Origin of the sequence: Gordonia amarae NBRC 15530 (genome assembly GCF_000241345.1) — a bacterium.
In the GTDB taxonomy this organism is placed as follows: Bacteria; Actinomycetota; Actinomycetes; order Mycobacteriales; family Mycobacteriaceae; genus Gordonia; species Gordonia amarae.
Window position 1 is genome coordinate 22,325 of record NZ_BAED01000025.1, and the last position, 15,781, is coordinate 38,105.

20 protein-coding genes are annotated in these 15,781 nt (G+C 67.7%); 15 read left to right on the plus strand and 5 right to left on the minus strand.

Annotation, left to right across the window (positions count from 1 at the left end; genetic code table 11):
- Positions 1-214 precede the first annotated feature (214 nt).
- The 13 genes from GOAMR_RS07745 (at position 215) to GOAMR_RS07800 (ending at position 9,368) form a co-directional block, all read left to right on the plus strand.
- Complete coding sequence (locus tag GOAMR_RS07745; RefSeq protein WP_005185108.1) at positions 215-961, plus strand: Fic family protein; 747 nt, start codon at positions 215-217, stop codon at positions 959-961.
- 1,522 nt (positions 962-2,483) lie between these two features.
- A complete protein-coding gene (gene ssd, locus GOAMR_RS07750; protein ID WP_005185111.1) occupies positions 2,484-3,554 on the plus strand; it encodes a septum site-determining protein Ssd in 1,071 nt (356 codons plus the stop codon).
- Positions 3,555-3,654: 100 nt separating this feature from the next.
- The gene (locus GOAMR_RS07755; protein ID WP_005185114.1) at positions 3,655-4,839 is read left to right on the plus strand and encodes a TadA family conjugal transfer-associated ATPase; all 1,185 of its coding nucleotides are present in this window, start codon (positions 3,655-3,657) and stop codon (positions 4,837-4,839) included.
- Positions 4,839-5,645 (plus strand): hypothetical protein, encoded by an 807-nt coding sequence (locus tag GOAMR_RS07760; RefSeq protein WP_005185116.1) that lies wholly within the window; start codon positions 4,839-4,841, stop codon positions 5,643-5,645. Before GOAMR_RS07755 ends, GOAMR_RS07760 begins: the two co-directional genes overlap by 1 nt.
- Positions 5,642-6,250: a type II secretion system F family protein gene (locus tag GOAMR_RS07765; protein ID WP_005185127.1), complete on the plus strand. Its 609-nt coding sequence runs from the start codon at positions 5,642-5,644 to the stop codon at positions 6,248-6,250. Before GOAMR_RS07760 ends, GOAMR_RS07765 begins: the two co-directional genes overlap by 4 nt.
- 44 nt (positions 6,251-6,294) lie before the next feature.
- On the plus strand, positions 6,295-6,432 hold the full coding sequence (locus tag GOAMR_RS25085) for a DUF4244 domain-containing protein (protein ID WP_005185130.1): 138 nt from the start codon (positions 6,295-6,297) through the stop codon (positions 6,430-6,432).
- Positions 6,433-6,514: 82 nt separating this feature from the next.
- On the plus strand, positions 6,515-6,910 hold the full coding sequence (locus tag GOAMR_RS07770) for a VRR-NUC domain-containing protein (RefSeq protein ID WP_005185131.1): 396 nt from the start codon (positions 6,515-6,517) through the stop codon (positions 6,908-6,910).
- A 63-nt stretch (positions 6,911-6,973) separates the two neighbouring features.
- On the plus strand, positions 6,974-7,357 hold the full coding sequence (locus GOAMR_RS07775; protein ID WP_005185133.1) for a hypothetical protein: 384 nt from the start codon (positions 6,974-6,976) through the stop codon (positions 7,355-7,357).
- Positions 7,354-7,542 carry a hypothetical protein gene (locus GOAMR_RS07780; RefSeq protein ID WP_005185134.1) on the plus strand — a complete coding sequence of 63 codons (189 nt, stop codon included), beginning with the start codon at positions 7,354-7,356 and terminating at the stop codon, positions 7,540-7,542. The genes GOAMR_RS07775 and GOAMR_RS07780 overlap by 4 nt, the downstream gene beginning before the upstream one ends.
- Positions 7,539-8,096 (plus strand): antirestriction protein ArdA, encoded by a 558-nt coding sequence (locus GOAMR_RS07785; RefSeq protein WP_005185139.1) that lies wholly within the window; start codon positions 7,539-7,541, stop codon positions 8,094-8,096. Before GOAMR_RS07780 ends, GOAMR_RS07785 begins: the two co-directional genes overlap by 4 nt.
- A 29-nt stretch (positions 8,097-8,125) precedes the next feature.
- Positions 8,126-8,359, plus strand: a complete 234-nt coding sequence (locus GOAMR_RS07790) for a hypothetical protein (protein ID WP_005185143.1) — start codon at positions 8,126-8,128, stop codon at positions 8,357-8,359.
- A gap of 44 nt (positions 8,360-8,403) precedes the next feature.
- The gene (locus GOAMR_RS07795) at positions 8,404-8,739 is read left to right on the plus strand and encodes a hypothetical protein (protein WP_005185147.1); all 336 of its coding nucleotides are present in this window, start codon (positions 8,404-8,406) and stop codon (positions 8,737-8,739) included.
- Positions 8,740-8,765: 26 nt separating this feature from the next.
- Entirely contained in the window at positions 8,766-9,368 is a 603-nt protein-coding gene (locus GOAMR_RS07800; protein WP_005185154.1) for a hypothetical protein, read from the plus strand.
- Between the two features lie 63 nt (positions 9,369-9,431).
- On the opposite strand, the gene GOAMR_RS07805 is transcribed toward GOAMR_RS07800, so the two are convergent.
- Entirely contained in the window at positions 9,432-9,623 is a 192-nt protein-coding gene (locus GOAMR_RS07805) for a helix-turn-helix transcriptional regulator (protein ID WP_138943639.1), read from the minus strand.
- A gap of 229 nt (positions 9,624-9,852) precedes the next feature.
- On the opposite strand from GOAMR_RS07805, the gene GOAMR_RS07810 reads away from it, so the two are divergent.
- Positions 9,853-10,983 (plus strand): DNA methyltransferase, encoded by a 1,131-nt coding sequence (locus tag GOAMR_RS07810; RefSeq protein WP_005185157.1) that lies wholly within the window; start codon positions 9,853-9,855, stop codon positions 10,981-10,983.
- A 1-nt stretch (position 10,984) separates the two neighbouring features.
- On the opposite strand, the gene GOAMR_RS07815 is transcribed toward GOAMR_RS07810, so the two are convergent.
- The 4 genes from GOAMR_RS07815 to GOAMR_RS07830 all read right to left on the minus strand — a co-directional run bounded on the left by GOAMR_RS07815 (position 10,985) and on the right by GOAMR_RS07830 (position 14,544).
- The gene (locus GOAMR_RS07815) at positions 10,985-12,349 is read right to left on the minus strand and encodes a 5-methylcytosine restriction system specificity protein McrC (protein WP_005185158.1); all 1,365 of its coding nucleotides are present in this window, start codon (positions 12,347-12,349) and stop codon (positions 10,985-10,987) included.
- Positions 12,346-13,308: an McrB family protein gene (locus GOAMR_RS07820; RefSeq protein WP_005185161.1), complete on the minus strand. Its 963-nt coding sequence runs from the start codon at positions 13,306-13,308 to the stop codon at positions 12,346-12,348. Before GOAMR_RS07820 ends, GOAMR_RS07815 begins: the two co-directional genes overlap by 4 nt.
- Positions 13,301-13,963, minus strand: a complete 663-nt coding sequence (locus GOAMR_RS25330) for a hypothetical protein (protein ID WP_005185166.1) — start codon at positions 13,961-13,963, stop codon at positions 13,301-13,303. Before GOAMR_RS25330 ends, GOAMR_RS07820 begins: the two co-directional genes overlap by 8 nt.
- A 257-nt stretch (positions 13,964-14,220) precedes the next feature.
- A complete protein-coding gene (locus tag GOAMR_RS07830; protein ID WP_005185171.1) occupies positions 14,221-14,544 on the minus strand; it encodes a GntR family transcriptional regulator in 324 nt (107 codons plus the stop codon).
- 243 nt (positions 14,545-14,787) lie between these two features.
- On the opposite strand from GOAMR_RS07830, the gene GOAMR_RS07835 reads away from it, so the two are divergent.
- Complete coding sequence (locus GOAMR_RS07835; RefSeq protein WP_005185173.1) at positions 14,788-15,372, plus strand: recombinase family protein; 585 nt, start codon at positions 14,788-14,790, stop codon at positions 15,370-15,372.
- Positions 15,373-15,781 lie beyond the last annotated feature (409 nt).

Below are 15,781 nucleotides of genomic sequence, written 5' to 3' on the forward strand. Positions count from 1 at the left end.
GTATGGTCCGACGTCCATGATCGGGGTTCGCCCGATCATGGACGGGCTGCGCACGGCGAGGGACGCCGCACGTTCTCGTGTGATTGTGAGGGTAGTCACGTTGGGGTGGCGTTGCGGGCGAGTACGGTCCGATTCGCGCCGAATGGTCGCCGTGGTGCGCCGAATGGACCAGGCGGGGCGGGCCGATAGGGCGGGCGTCGATAGGGTGGGCATCGTGGGAATCGATCCGCTGGCACCGCTCGTCGCCCTGCCCGGCGTCGCCGAGGCGGCCGAGAAGGCGCGCGACGCCCTCAGCGCCGTCCACCGGCACCGCGCCAACCTGCGCGGCTGGGACAAAACCGCGACCGAGGCGTCGTGGCGTGCGGGCAGATCGTCGGCGGCCATCGACGGCGGCAGCGTCGAACTGCGCCGCGACGGCGACTTCGATGATCCGATCCTCGCCGGGGCGATGCGCGTCGCCCAGGCCCTCGACGGCGACTCCCTCGATCAGCTGACCGGCGTGTTCCGGCGCGCACCGGCCCAGGCACTGGCCCGGCTGCACATGCTGGCCGCCGCCGACATGGTCGACGATCCCGACGAACTCGGCCGGCCCCGCGCCGGAGCCGACGTCGCGGCCCGGCTCGACCTGCTCGGCCAGCTCATCAGCGGCGCCACCACGGTGCCCGGTCCGGTGCTGGCGGCCGTCGTCCACGGTGAACTGCTCACCCTCGACGCGTTCCCCACCGCCAACGGCATCATCGCTCGCGCCGCGTCGAGACTGGTGTGCACGTCGACGGGCCTGGACCCGCACAACCTGGGTGTCCCCGAGGTCACCTGGCTCAAACGCATCAAGGATTACCGGGCCTTCGCCCAGGGATTCGCCGCCGGCACGCCCGAAGGTCTCGGAAACTGGATCCTGCTGACCTGCGAAGCACTCGAAGCCGGTGCCGCAGAAGCGAAATCCATAGCCGACGCGGTGTAGATGCGGCGGGCCTGAGTTCTTCTGCCCCTTGGTCCCATTCTTCCTCAGTCGTTCGCGCAGGCTCCTTCGTCCAGAACGGGCGGGGCAGAAAAACTCAACCCGCCCGGTCGGCCAAACAGGTGGTCGCCTCGGCATCGGCCTCCTGCGAACGATTCCACCACTCGGCGACGGGCCGATGCCAGGGTGACCAGGAATCCTGGTCGCGTGGGAAGTTCGGGTGGAGCGTCCCCGGTCTGGACTGACGACTGAGCCGGGGGAGCTTGCGAGCCCGCGTGAAGGAGGAGGGAAGACCGGGGGTGAGTGGAACCCGAGACTTCCCACAAAATAAAACGCGGGCGGTGTCCTGACATCTGCCAGGCCACCACCCGCGTAGCACGGACCCAAGTTACCAAGCGTGCTTGGTGGGTTGTGGGATCACCTCGGCGAGGGACTGTGGCTTTCTCTCGACTCTCACGAAGCGGATTCGTCCTGATCGGCTGCTGCCGTGTCCGGGTGAAGCGCCGCTCTCATTCGGAGATCCGCGCGCTGGGCGACGGTCGTCGTGTGATTCGGGACCTCCCCGAATCCTCGTCGTCCCTAGCGGGTCTGTGAGAGTTGTTGATCGGTCTCAGTGTCGCAGGTGCACAACGCTTTTGCCTTATTGCGGCGCGCTCCGCGTGGGTGCTTGCCGCCCGTGCTGGGAATTGCCCGACTTGGGGGTTCGTGCCTTCTCTTCCGGCTCGAACTTGGCCTTCCGGGATTCCGTAACAACGTTTGTACACCGTGATTCCGGTCACAGCAAGACGTCTCGCCGTCCAATTTTCGGGCCCGGATTTTGTGGTGCGAGATCGCCGGCCGGGGTGTATATGCACCTTGGGAATACCTGCTTTTACCTGCGAAGATGCCCGGAAGTGGGTGGACTGTGGTCCGGATCGCGGATGCCCGGGCGAAGCGGACCGCAGTCCATCGCGCATATGCGCTGGCCACCGCATGAAACCGAACAACATCCACGCAGGTAACGGATCGGCTTGCATCCGCTCAGATCGTGTGTATAGTCGTGGATACCCGGTTGTAATACCGGAGCGATTCAGCCCGACCCCCCGGGGCTGAAACGCCGACAACCCCGGCCTCCTCCCCCCTGGCCGGGGTTGTCCTCTATTTTGGGGAAAGTCTGTTGAGACTGCGCTTACCGCCGGTCTTCCTCCATCGCTCGGGGTCGCAGGCTCCCCGCTCGCTCCGTCGTCCAGACCGGCGACGCTCCGTCTCAACAGACTTTCCCTGGCGGCCAAACATGTTGTTGCGGTGGCATATGGCCTGTTGCCTTGAGTGGTTGTTCCCGCTGGTTGAGTTGGGGGTTGTTCTCGCTGGTTGGGGTGTGAGGGGTGTTCCCGCAGGTTGAGGTGTGACGAGCCGTTAGGCGAGGAGCCTCGAAACCCGGTGAGACGACGATGTCCCTGTGGATGGAACCTGACTTATCCACAGATTCCGGTTTCTGGGGTCCGCGCGGCGATGGCGAGGCAATTCTCCGCTGACGATGTCAGGCATGCCTGATGACGTGCTCGCCCTCATCGACGACCACCTGACCGACGACGTCGCGCGCTGTGCGGCGGCCGCCGGATACCGCCTCGTGCGCCGCGAACCCGGGAACTGCCGGCGCGACTGGCTCGGGGCGCGTGCCGTCATCGTCGACGCGGCGGCGGTCAGTGCGCTCGCCGCGCTCGGACCGCCCCGGCGGGCCGGGATCGTGGTCGTCGGGTCGGGAGACGGCGCGGTGTCCTGGCCGGAGGCCATCGGGCTCGGCGCCGATCACACCGTCGTCCTGCCGGGCGGCGACGCCGAGCTGGTCCGCGTCCTCAGCGAGATCCGGCGACCGCGCAGGCATTCCGCCGGCGCGATTGCCGTCATCGGCGGTCACGGCGGAGCCGGGGCCAGCGTGCTGGCAGCCGCGATCTCCCTGAAGTTGTCCGACAATGGAACTCACACAATGCTTTTCGATGTCGATGCGCTGGGTGGCGGGACTGATCTGCTGCTCGGTCTCGAATCGGTGTCCGGGCTGCGCTGGCAGGATCTGACCGTCGAACGCGGGGCCGTCGGCGGGGACGCGCTGGCCGCCGTTCTGCCCCGATACGGCCCGCACCTGTCGGTGCTCGCGCCCCGACGCCCCGCAACCGGCGACGACGCTCCGATCCGCCCCGAAGCGGTGGTCACCGCACTCGACGCGGCGCGCTCCCACGGCACCCTGGTCGTCGTCGACACCCCACGGGCCGCCACCGCGCTTCGCGACAGCGTCATCGACTCCGTCAACCTCGTCGTCGTCGTGACCGTCGCCTCGCTGCACGCCGTATCCGCGACCAGAGCCATCGTCCCCGGAATCCTCGACCGTGGTGCCGACGTGGCGCTCGTGGTGCGCGGGCCGTCGCCAGGAGGGTTGCGCGCCAACGCGATCGCCGATGCGATCGGACTCGGCCTGCTCGCCTCGTATCGTCCCGACCCACGGCTGCCGTCCCGGCTCGAACGGGACCGGCTGCGCGTGTCCGCGCACGGTCCGCTGGGCCGGGCGTGCGACGCGATCATCGCCCGGGCCGCCCACCACACCCCGGTCCGGCAGCCATGAGCCGCCGACCGGGTGTGCGAATCATCCACAGGCCCAAGTTATCCACAGATTCACTGTCCGGCCGGGCAGGTGAGCGGGGAACGGCGGAATCGGAGGCACGATGAACGGCATGCCCATCGACGACGGCCTCCTTGATCGCGTACGCGACAAGCTCGCAGCCGAATCATCGGACACCACACCGGAAGTCATCGCCGCCGCGATCCGTGCCGAAGCGCATGGGGTGCTCGGTGACGCCGACCTCCTGGCGGCGCTGCGGCATCTGCAGACCGAACTCACCGGCGCCGGCCGGCTCGAACAGCTTCTGGCCGAACCGGATATCGCCGACGTTCTGGTCAGCGGGCCGCGGCAGGTGTGGGTCGATCGCGGGCACGGACTGCAGCGCACCGGCATCGTGTTCGACGACGAAGCCGCCGTCCGCCGACTCGCCGGCAGGCTCGCCCTCAACGCCGGCAAACGTCTCGATGACGCCCAGCCCTGGGTCGACGGCCAACTGTCGGGCGTCGGCCGCCGCGGCTACACCGTCCGGCTGCACGCGGTGATCCCGCCCGTCGCCGCCGACGGAACCTGTATCTCGTTGCGGGTCTTACGAACAGCCAGCAAAGACCTCGGATCACTCATCGAATCGGGCGCCGTTCCCGCTGATGCGGTGCCGCTCATCATGCGTATCATCGACGCCCGGCTCGCCTTCGTCGTCGTGGGTGGCACGGGCTCCGGAAAGACCACGTTGTTGAACGCGATGATCGGGCAGATGGACGCCGCCGAACGGATCATCTGCGTCGAGGACGCGGCCGAACTGCGACCCGACCACCCGCACGTCGTGCGGATGGTGGCACGCACCGCGAATGTCGAAGGGGCGGGCGAGGTTCCGGTGCGGGTGCTGGTGCGCCAGGCGCTGCGGATGCGGCCAGACAGGATCGTCGTCGGTGAGGTTCGCGGCGCCGAGGTCATCGACCTGCTCACCGCGCTCAACACCGGCCACAACGGGTGCGCCGGAACCCTGCACGCCAACTCCATCGCTGAGGTACCGGCCCGGATGGAAGCACTTGCCGCACTGGGCGGAATGGGCCGCGAGGCCTTGCACAGCCAGCTCGCCGCCGCCCTCGACGTGGTGATCGGCGTCGAACGCGACCGCGACGGGCGCCGGGGCGTCGCCGAGATCGGGGTCGTCCGGCGCGGCGCCGACGGCCTGGTCACCATCGCCCCGGTGTGGGTGCGCGGCACCGGAATACTCGACGGGGCGGTATTCGACGGGGCCCGGCCCGCACTCACCGGAGGCGGGCGGTGATGGTCCCGGTACTGTGCGCGGCGGCGGTGGCGGTGCTGTGGTGGCCCGCCAGTCGCACCGAATACCGGCTGACCCGGATGCGGCCTGCGGTCCGGGAACTGCGGACACCGCACTGGACCTGGGCGGTGCCTATCTTGATCATCGCGCTGGCAATGACTTTCGGAGTCGAGGTGGCGGTGGCCGCGACGATGCTGGCCGCTGTCCTGCTGTGGCGCGACGCCCGGCGCCGACGCAGACTGGCCGCCGAACAGGCCGACGCCGACCTGCTCACCGCGCTGTCGATCATGATCGCCGAGATGTCGGTCGGCGCCCTCGCCGCGAACGCGTGCGCCGCCGCCGCGGCCGAACTCGCCCACGTCAGACCGGATTCTGCGGTGTCACAAGGACTGTCGTCGCTGGCGGGCCGGGCGGTGCTCGGTGGCCAGATCTCCGTCGCCGGCCTGGAAGCCGCCCGGGGCGGGGCCGATTCCGGGGTGTGGGAACGCATCGGCACCGCCTGGCACCTGTCCGACCGGCACGGCCTGCCGATGGCGGACCTGCTGGTGGCCGTCCGCACCGACGTACTGGCGCAGAACGCCTTCGACGCCCGGACCCGGGCCGGGCTGGCCGGGCCGCGCGCGACCGCGTCGGTGCTGGCCGGTCTGCCGGTGCTCGGTATCGCACTCGGTCAGGCCACCGGCGCCAACCCGGTCGGTGTGCTCACCGGCGGCGGACTCGGTGGCATCCTGCTGATCGTCGGCACCGCGTTCATTGTCGCCGGATTGTGCTGGTCGGACCGGATCGTCGAGAAGGTGAGTGCGCGGTGAACGCGCCGATCCTGCTCGCCGGGCTGTGCGCGGCCGCCGGGATGCTGCTGTGGCCGTCGCCGGAATGGTTGCTGCACAGGGTGAATCCCCAGGAAGTGGGGGAAGGTGACGGTGCGCTAGAGGTACGGCCCGACGACCCGTTCACCGTGGCCGCGGCCCTCGACCTGTTCGCGGTCTGCCTGCGGTCGGGACTGCCGGTCGAATCGGCTGCGCGGATCGTCGCGGCGTCGGCACCGGACAGTCTCGCCGCACCCATGACGACGGCGGCCGACCTGCTGGCCCTCGGCGCCGACCCCGACCACGCCTGGACCCTGGCCGCCGACGAGACCGACAAAGAATCATCGTGTGGCACATGGTATTTCCGGTCCCTGGCGATGCTGGTACGCAGATCGGCCCGAGCCGGGGCATCGCTGACCGCAGGTATCGACGAACTCGCCGTCGCGATCCGCCGTCGCGCCGAGGACCACGCGCTGGAGAAGGCCGAACGCGCCGGGGTCGCGATCAGCGGACCGCTCGGTCTGTGCTTCCTGCCCGCTTTCGTCTGCCTGGGCATCGTCCCGGTCGTCGTGGGCCTGGCCGGGGGAGTGTTCGCCGGAACCCTCTGAACCACAATCAGATCCGAATCAATAACAAGGAAGAGGAGACAACCATGCAGGTTCTCAAGACGATCGGCGAGCACCGGGCCGTCCGCAGAATCCAGGCCGAGGTGCTGCGCCTGGCCACCGACGACGACGGGATGTCCACGGCCGAATACTCCATAGAACCTAATTACACCCTGCGACATTGAGACCTTCTCGGCCCCTACCGCGATTGACTGTGACAACATAAAGGGCTGTGCCGCAGTAGATTTCGTCGGTACAATCGACACTATGAGCACCCGATCCAGCGCGCCCCGCGAATCCGCCATCGAGCTGCATCTCGTCCAGCGCTGCGCCGAGATAGGCGTCCTCTGCCTGAAGTTCACGTCACCAGGGCACGTCGGCGTACCCGACCGAGCCCTGATGGGCCACGACGCCAACGACGACTCGGTAACCCTGTTCGTCGAGGTCAAGCGGCCTGGTCAGCACCCCCGTCCCGCCCAGGTCGCGATGATCCAGAAGATGCGCGACCACGGCCAGCACGTGGTCGTCGCCGACAGCAAGAGCCAGGTCGACGCCCTGCTCGACGACTACTTCACCCGCCCTGCGGTTCCGATCACCGAGCGCGACCCGCACGACGCGTCTCTGCCCGGTCGCACCGGAGCCGTCATCACCGCGTTGACGTAGCGGCCCACCGGCACAGCCGGCGGCAGCTGACCTCCTCGACACCCATGTCGAGGAGGTCTTCTCATGTCCGCACCCACCACCACCGTCACCGATCCGTGGATCGAGCGCTTGATCCACGCTGGCCATCTGGCTCCCGGCGCCCGCGGCATGAGCCGCGCCGAGGCCGCCGAGCTGCACAACCAGGCCAACGCACTCGGCCCCGTCGACGACGACTACCTCTACACCCCGGGGCAGGCCCAGGTAGTCGCCCGCGACGCGCTGGCCGTCATCGGAATCGACGTGCCCGACGGCACCCGCGTCGTTCTCACCGACGGTCGTGCCGGCCACCGGGCAGGCGCGTACCTACTGAACCCCGGCCAGATCGAGACCGCCGTCGAGCAGCACCGCCTCACCACCGGCGAATCCCTATCTGCCGATGCCCTGATCGAGGCCCTCCCGTGGGAATGACCGCCGCCACCGACCACGAGCCCCTCATCGCCCGCGCCTGGGACGTCGCCGAGCACCACCGCCTCACCGGCGATCACCCTCTCGTGCGGGCGATCTGGGCGCTGGAGGACGCCATCGACCACAACACCACCGACCCTGGCCACGCGGCCCAGCGCGTCGAAGCACTGATCGGAGAGCTGCCATGACCACAACTCACCCACGCCCCGCCGTCGACGAGCCACGCGTGTGGATCGGCTGCCTCGCTTGTTATAACGAGGGCCGGCTGCGAGGCGACTGGTTCTCCGCGGCCGAGGCCGCCGACATCACCCCGCGCCAGATCCACGGCGGCAGGGCCACCTCGCACGAGGAACTCTGGGTCTTCGACCACGACAACATCCCCGTCGACGGCGAGTTCGCACCGATGGACGCGACCGGCTGGGCCGAGGCCTACGACGAGCTGGACAGCCCCGAACAGTGGTCGGCGCTGTGCGCCTGGGTCCGCTCGGGATCGTACGTCGCGCAGGGAGATACCGACCTGCCCTGTGTCGGCGACTTCGAGGAGCACTACGCGGGCGAATGGGACTCGTTCCGCGACTACGCATTCCAGCTCGCTGAAGACTTGTGCCTGTTCGACGGTCTGCCCGACGACCACATCGCCGTCAGGTATTTCAACTGGGACAGCTGGATCTCCGATCTGGAGAGCGACTTCACCGTCGTGCCCACAGGTCGCGGAAGCCGCTTCATCTTCCGCGACCTCTGACTGTCGTACCTCAGCGACAGGATGGCGCGGTGCCGTCCGTACCGCTCACCGTCGCTGCCCGCGACCTGCGTGTCGGGGACCGGATCGTCGGCTTCACCCCCGACGCCGACGCGGGCATCACCGGGATCGAACCGATGGCCAGCGGCGGCCTCATGCTGTCGCTGGTCATCATCGACCTCGACGGCCACGAAATCGCAGGTAGAACCGTTTTCATTGCCCATCCCGACGTCGAGTACCGCATTCACCGTCGGTCCAATTGGTGATATAGGTCACAGTCGGCCGAGTTATATATAGACAAGGAGGGCGCTTGTACTGCGAGGCTGCATTCGAGCGGGTTCGATTCAGCGACCTGCGCCGAGGCGACGTGCTGGTCGACGTCCCCAACCTGATGTGCGTCGTGAACATCGACGAGCCCGTCCGCGTCGACGGCCCGGGCCTCGCATTGGTCGCCGTGCGCGCCTACACCCCGGGCGGGGCGCGGATCGGTACCCGTGACCAGGCCATCGCCATCGTCGACGACCTCGACGGCGTCCGCCTCGTGGCGGTCCGTGGCATTCCGAACTGGCGGCCGGACCCTCGGATCGCCACCGCTGACCATTTAATGGCCCGCATCGCTCCGATCGACCCGGCCAGCACCGACTGACCTGTACGACCACTGAGGGAAAGCCATTGTCCGAGATCGACATCGAGGCGTCCATCGCACTGGCCCGCGAGGCCGAACCCGAGTTCACCGAGCGCGAGGCCGCGAGTTTCGCCCGAATCCTGCGCGGTGAATCCACCCGCCGCGCGGAGAGCGTCAGGCTTGCCGGGACGATGGGGGCGGAGTACCGCGACCAGGGGAACCAGATGCCGCCGGAAGTGTCCGCCAGCATCTCTCGACTTCTGTGCGCCCTGATATTCCACGTCGTCGACGTGAACGGCGACCACCGCAACGACCCGGAGACCATCGCGAACTACAAGCCCCCGACCCCGGTCACGGTCCAGTTCACGCTGAGTCGCGGCGAGCACGACGCGCAATGGCTCGACTACATGATCGCCGAGGTCGGCGGTGACCCGGACCTTTGGCTCGAAGGCCTCATCGCCGCCGATCGCCAGCGCGCCATCGAGCAGATCCCGGCGAGGTTGGAGCGCATGATCGAGCGCGTCGCCGAGAACATGCGCTCGACCGGCGAGCAGCCCGGGGTTCGCGATGCCCACGGCGAGTCGCGGAAGCCCCGCCGCCCGCGGCGCTGGGACTGGGACACGTCCGCCTGGCGCGAACCGAAAGCGTAGAGCCCGCAGGACGAAGCGTTACCAGGCCGGTTGTTGCGCTCGACGTCGTCAGCATCGAACAGGTCATCGCGACCGCGCGGCTGTCCACTCGTCCACGGTGTCGACCGTCCACCCTCGCACCTGGCGCGCGGTGACCCCGCCGATCAAGACGTCGGGCTGCGGGAACTGGCCGCGCCGCAGCATCGAGCGCAACGCCTCCACCGGGACGCCCGTGCGCGCAGCGACCTCGGCGGTGCTCAATGCGCGGATGGGCATGCGCTGAATGCTATCAACGACCCCTGCTTGGGTCACATACACGCACTTAACCTGTAGTATTCCTCTTGGGTCTGACCCGACCTAGGGTCAGACTCGGTGCCGAAACCGCCGCCCGACGCCCGGACTGCGGCCACCCGACGTCCGATCCATCCCCTACTATCAGCGCGTCTGTTCGATTAGCTCCCCCGCGATGGGCGAGACTGGCACAGCGCGCGAGAAGGAGACCAGAATGTCGATCGCCCCGGATAGCGGGCTGTCCACTCCCGACTCGAAGCCCAATCTGGGCGTCGTCGGCACCGGAGCACTCTCGGACTGGGAGCCGGGACTGCGAAAGGCCAAGCAGAAGATCGTCACCGGGGATGCGCGCGACACCAGGCTCAAGGCCGATTCCGTTGACCTGGTGGTCACTTCGCCGCCGTACTGGCAGAAACGCGACTACGGCCACGATGACCAGATAGGCCAGGAGTCGACGCCGCAGGGATACGTCTCGGCGATGATGGAATGCCTCGCGGAGTGGAAGCGCGTCCTGCGCCCCACCGGATCGGTCTTCCTCAACGTCGGCGACACCTACCACAAGAAGTCGCTCGTCGGCATCCCCGGCCGCATCGAGGCTGCCGCGGTCGACGCGGGCTGGCTCGTGCGCAACCGCATCATCTGGACCAAGGACGGCGGCATGCCCGAGCCGGCGAAGAACCGGCTGGCCAATCGTCACGAGTACGTCATCCACCTCGCCCCGAAGCAGAGCTACTACTACGACCTGCACGAGTACGCCGAGACGTACGGCAACGGCGCCAACCCCGGCGACGTCTGGCACATCAACCCCGAGCGCAACATGAGCGCCCACCTCGCCCCGTTCCCCCAGGAGCTGGTCCGCCGTGCGGTGATGCTCGGCTGCCCGCCCCAGATCTGCACGACCTGCGGCGCACCCCGCACCCGTGTCCTGGAGCGCACCCGCATCCTCGATCCGAACCGTCCGCAGGCGCGTCGCGCGATGGAGCTCGCCGACGAGGCGGGCTTGTCCGACGAGCACATCCGCGCCATCCAGGCCACCGGCGTCTCCGACGTCGGCAAGGCCACGAAGTTCCAGTCCGGCACCGGCCGCAACAGCAAGTCCGTGCAGGCGCTCGCCGCCGAAGCGAAAGACGTTCTCGGCGGGTACTTCCGCGAGTTCACCTTCGCCAAGAAGGTGACGAGCGGCTGGACCGACTGCGGCCACGGCACTCCGGCCCGGGGCGTCGTGCTCGACCCCTTCGTCGGCACCGGGACGACGCTGGGCGTGGCGGTCGGTCTCGGCCGTGACGCCGTCGGCGTGGATCTCGTACCGATGGTCGACCAGCAGACCCCACGCGCGGTGAAGTAGTTCAGCCGGTGGCCGCGATCAGCGCTTCGAGCGACTGAGCCATCGCGAGCATCTCGGCGTCGAGGTCGTCGGCGGCCAGGTCCACCCGGTACTGCGCGACGACCACGTCGCCGATCGTGCCGGAGACGACCAGGCCGCCGTCGGCGTTGTGACGCCGCGGGTGGATCGTCAGCACCACCGGGCTGCGGTACCGGACGCCGTAGGTCATCACCTGTTCGAGCTCGGACCTCTCGGCATGGCGCGTCACGTTGGTGTACTTCACGTCGGCGACGAGCGGGAATGCGCCGTCGTCGTCCATGAAGAGCACGTCGGGCGTCGCGTTCGGCGAGGCGCCCGACACCTCCGAATGCGGCGGCAGCGACACCGCCTTCTCATCCGCGACCTTCTCGTACAGCCGACGCCTCCCCGGTTCCAGGTTGCCGTCCAGCACCGACAGCCCCGGGCTGTTCTGCAGGGCGCGCTGCAGGCTCAGCCGGACGAACTCCTCGAACAGGTCCTCGGTCTTGATCAGCAGCGACCCCACCGACATCGAGCCGCTGTCGGCATCGAGGTCGAGCCCGTGCCCGCTCAGGGCGGCGACGGCCAGATCTAGCGCTGGCCGGTAATAGCTCCTCGCGTCGGGCAGCTCGCCCGCTCCACGCACGAGCGCGTCGTCCAGAAACCCGCGCCGATGGTCGTCGGCCACCTCGTCCAGCAGCCGCAGCGCATTGCCCAGCCGCGAGATACGTTCTCGTGCACCGGAAACCAACTGGCGTGCAGCGTGCGCGCGGTGCAGGTGCATCGCCGCCGCACGCACGCAGCGGTTGGCCGGGTTGTCGGCGGTCTTCTCGAACCACGAGTACACCGCCTTGTGGTCGATCCCGCGCGAGGCGTAACGGTTGATGGTCGCGCCCATCTCGATGCGGCCGTGCGGATACGACGACCCATCGACCCGTCGTCGGTAGGTGCGCAGCAGTCCGCGCTCCTCGATCTCCTCCACCGCGACCAGGAACGCGTCGGTGACGACGTCGAGCATCCAGTCCTCCCAGTGCTCAGTCGCCTGGTAGGTCCGCATCGCGGGCAGCGCCGTCGGCACGTAGCCGCACACCGACACCATGTGAGTGAGGTTCGTCAGCGGGAAGCGCGGGCGCACCTGAACGCTCACCTCGTCGGTGAGCGCGAACACGCCGCTCACCCCGCGGGCTCGGACACGCAGCCTGCCATCCGCGAAGTCGACGTCGACGTATCGGTTGAGCACGCCCTCTGCGACGCGCAGAGCGCCGTCAGCGCCCAGCAGGTCTGCCGGCGAGACGGGTATCTCCGCGTACTCCTTGCACCCGACGATCTGGCGCCCCGGCGTGGTCAGGTGGACGCGCGCCGACGTCACGGCGTCTCGTCGGGCTCGTCGTCGGGATCTGTCCCTGCTACCGGGCCCTCGAAGATCTTGTTCCATCCGCCGACGACCTCCTTGAGGGTCGGCTCGTCGTACTTGAAGGCTCGCTCGATCAGGTAGCGCAGCTGGTAGTTCCACACATCGCGAAGACTGTCCTCGTCCACGACCGACCAGAAGTACGCGTGGCCGACGGACGCCGCCGGGGTCTTCTTCGCCCTGCCGTTGGTCTTGCCGAACCAGGCCAGCAGCCGAGCGGCCAGGTCGTCGGGCACCCCATTGGCGTCGAGCCGTTCGCGCAGTACAGCGGAGTCGGGCAGCATCTCGATCTTGGCGAAGCGCCGCTCGAACGCCGCGTCCACGTCGTCCACCCCGCGGTCCAGCGGGTTCATCGTCGCGATGATGTACAGGTTCGACGGGATGGCCAGCTCGTCGCCCGAGGGCAGCGAGAACGGGATGTTGCGCTTGGACCGCTCGACGTAGGTCAGCGCTTCGCCGAACACGCGCCCGACGTCCGCTCGGCTGAGCTCGTCGATCACGAGCACGTACAGCCGATTCTCGACATCGTCGCCGGCCCGCTTCACCAGTCTGAGGAACACGCCTTCCCGCGGCTCGAAGCCGCTGCCGTCCTGCTTCGGACGGAACCCCTCCATGAAGTCTTCGAACTGGTAGGAGGCATGGAACTGGATGAACTCTGTCCGGCTCTCGTCGCCCTCGGTCAGCAGAACCGCGGACTCCTTGGCCAACCACGATTTGCTCGTGCCCGGCGGGCCGGTCAGGATCACCCCGCCGAACTGCTCACGGAGACGGGAGATCTCCAGGAACTGCGGGTCTTCGGGATCGAGCGGCGACGCATCGGGAGCGCTCGACCCCTGCAGGACCACAGCAGGTGCTGCCACACCGATGCCCAGATCGTCTGCCGTGAGGCGCCTGGCGCCGGGGATCGGATCAGTCATCTTCCGGCTCCGCCAACGTGCTGTCCATGTCCAGGACCTCCTCTGTCGTGGCCGCCGTCAGCGGCTCGAACCACTCGATGTCGGGCTCGTCGCCGATCGTGAACAGCACATCGAAGTCGGTCCCGGGTCCGGTCGCATCGAACCGGAACACGTGGCGGAAGCCCTCGATCAGGTCACTGGCCGTCGCGGCGCTCGGGTCGAAGCTGTAGTTGCGCAGGAAATAACCCGCAAACGGCCACGCGGGCTGCCGTTTGCCCTTCAGGTGGGCGACGAGCGACTGCTGCGCATGGTCGTTCGGCAGAGTGAAGTTGCCCGCCGAATCGAGCATGAAGCGCGACACGCTCCGCAGCGACTTCGGCGCGTAGCTCCCTGGGATGTTCGGATTCAGCCAGTAGCCGGCCGGATCATGCTTCGTTCGTGACGACACCGGCCTGTAGTGCGGTTTGTTCGGCGGGCCTCCATCCACTGCGAGCAGAGCTGATACGTCGCCCCACCTCGGCTCGATGTCGATCATGGACCCGTCCTCGACGCCACGCTTGCGGATGTGCAAGTACGCGATGAACTGCTCGTGGATGAACGGCTTGTGCAGCGTCTCGATGCTCCGGCGCACAGCGTCGACGGTAAGCACCTTTCGAGGCGGATCGGGAATGGTCACCCGGCGAGGCTATCTCGAATACCGAACGAACCGAGGGACCAATGCCGACCGTGACGAGCGAGCCCGAACCAACGATGAGGCGATCACGACCGTCCGCAAGCCGGTGGTCCAGCGGGCGCACGTGGACGAACGCGTGACCTGGACGGCCCCGCGTCCGTAGGAGCCGCCCGGCTCGCCTTCTCGTTCGCGGTACCGCCAACGCACGCCATCGACTGAACAGCGAGTCCGTACTCTCAGATGCGTCGCGCCATCAGGTCTCAGCAAGCCCGGCGCAGGCTCCGCACGATCTCGGCCGCACGCGACAGCATCTCCTCAACCTCGTTGAGGCGTGCCTGGAAGTCTTCCTCAGGTGCCGGCCCCTGGCCACGGTCCACAACCGCCCAGCGACGCGGAGCGTCGAGCCGTTCCACGAGTCCCTCGTCGATCAGCGGCGCATAAGCGTTGCGAATCGTCTGCACGCCGCCCACGTTGAACATCGCCGTCAACTCCGCGATCGTCGGCAGCAGGTCTCCCGGGTTGCTCCGATTCACCTCCTGTCGGAGGAATGCCGTGATCGGCTCGTGCAGTGGAGTTCTCGCCATATCCATCTCCTTGATTCGAGGGAACCGCTCATTTGTGAGCGATGCGCTCAGATTAGCAGCTCTCGGTCACGTACACCACGTCCACCTGGGGTACTCCCAAATGGACACTCCAGATCGGCTGCGTATCGCGTCACAATAGGGTGGGGTATAGGAATTTATGGACATGTGTCACATGATCCCTTAGACTAAGAGTGACAGAACCGAGTGCCGCGACCGATGCGGACGCACCGAACGGAGATGAATATGACCGGCCAGCGCGTCGGCTACGTACGCGTCAGCACCACCGAGCAGAACGAGGTCCGCCAGCTCGACGGTGTCGGGCTGGACAAGGTGTTCACCGACAAGGCCAGCGGCCGCACCCGCGACCGCCCCAAGCTCGACGAGATGATCGCCTACGTCCGCAGGGGCGACACGGTGTTCGTCCACAGCCTCGACCGTCTGGCCCGCAACGTGACCGACCTGCAGGGCATCATCGCCGAGCTGAACGCCAAAGGGGTGCGCGTCGAGGTCACCACGCAGGGGTTGGTGTTCACCGGCGACGACAACCCCATGACCAAGCTGCTGCTCCAGATGCTCGGTGCCGTCGCCGAGTTCGAGCTGGCCACCATCCGCGAGCGGCAAGCCGAGGGCATCGCCAAGGCCAAGGCCGCCGGCAAGTACCGCGGCCGGAAGGCGGCGCTCACCGCCGAGCAGGCCGCCGAGATCGCCCGGCGCCACGCCGGCGGCGCCGGCGAGGGCATCACCGCCCTGGCCACCGAGTTCGGTGTCAGTCGGCAGACGGTGTATCGCTACCTCTCCCAGACTGAAACCACCGCCCCGCCAGGATGAACCATGACGGATCGCGCCCGTGGTGGGCGCGTCCTGTCGTCGGCAGTACCCCGCGTCATCACTCCGGCACAGCCGTCGACTGGCAGGGGTCGGACCATTGTCGAATGTCACAGTCGCATAACAGATTTGGTCGTGCCTGATAGGATTGGCCGGGTATAGAGCGCACAGGGATTTCTATGGCCCTGACCAGGCACTTCTCGCCGCGCCGCCTCCCAGGCATTCGCCTTCTTCTTTGCGTATAAACGCTCTTTGTGGCGTTTACGCAGTTCAATCGGGGTCATCCGGCCGGATTACTTTCTCTGGCCATTCCCCACCCGCCCTCGCGGTCCGCTCGGGTCGCCACTACGCTCACCGTGTAGCGCTAGCGCTACAGATGCCGACGCGGCGTCCGAACAAGGGGAGACGCGAA

What these genes read in the sequence shown, in the direction of transcription:
- GOAMR_RS07805 (WP_138943639.1), bottom strand. Translation starts at nt 9,623, where the DNA reads ATGCCCATCCGCGCATTGAGCACCGCCGAGGTCGCTGCGCGCACGGGC.
- GOAMR_RS07810 (WP_005185157.1), top strand. Translation starts at nt 9,853, where the DNA reads ATGTCGATCGCCCCGGATAGCGGGCTGTCCACTCCCGACTCGAAGCCC.
- GOAMR_RS07760 (WP_005185116.1), top strand. Translation starts at nt 4,839, where the DNA reads ATGGTCCCGGTACTGTGCGCGGCGGCGGTGGCGGTGCTGTGGTGGCCC.
- ssd (WP_005185111.1), top strand. Translation starts at nt 2,484, where the DNA reads ATGCCTGATGACGTGCTCGCCCTCATCGACGACCACCTGACCGACGAC.
- GOAMR_RS07785 (WP_005185139.1), top strand. Translation starts at nt 7,539, where the DNA reads ATGACCACAACTCACCCACGCCCCGCCGTCGACGAGCCACGCGTGTGG.
- GOAMR_RS07830 (WP_005185171.1), bottom strand. Translation starts at nt 14,544, where the DNA reads ATGGCGAGAACTCCACTGCACGAGCCGATCACGGCATTCCTCCGACAG.
- GOAMR_RS07780 (WP_005185134.1), top strand. Translation starts at nt 7,354, where the DNA reads ATGACCGCCGCCACCGACCACGAGCCCCTCATCGCCCGCGCCTGGGAC.
- GOAMR_RS07770 (WP_005185131.1), top strand. Translation starts at nt 6,515, where the DNA reads ATGAGCACCCGATCCAGCGCGCCCCGCGAATCCGCCATCGAGCTGCAT.
- GOAMR_RS07755 (WP_005185114.1), top strand. Translation starts at nt 3,655, where the DNA reads ATGAACGGCATGCCCATCGACGACGGCCTCCTTGATCGCGTACGCGAC.
- GOAMR_RS25085 (WP_005185130.1), top strand. Translation starts at nt 6,295, where the DNA reads ATGCAGGTTCTCAAGACGATCGGCGAGCACCGGGCCGTCCGCAGAATC.
- GOAMR_RS07775 (WP_005185133.1), top strand. Translation starts at nt 6,974, where the DNA reads ATGTCCGCACCCACCACCACCGTCACCGATCCGTGGATCGAGCGCTTG.
- GOAMR_RS07820 (WP_005185161.1), bottom strand. Translation starts at nt 13,308, where the DNA reads ATGACTGATCCGATCCCCGGCGCCAGGCGCCTCACGGCAGACGATCTG.
- GOAMR_RS07835 (WP_005185173.1), top strand. Translation starts at nt 14,788, where the DNA reads ATGACCGGCCAGCGCGTCGGCTACGTACGCGTCAGCACCACCGAGCAG.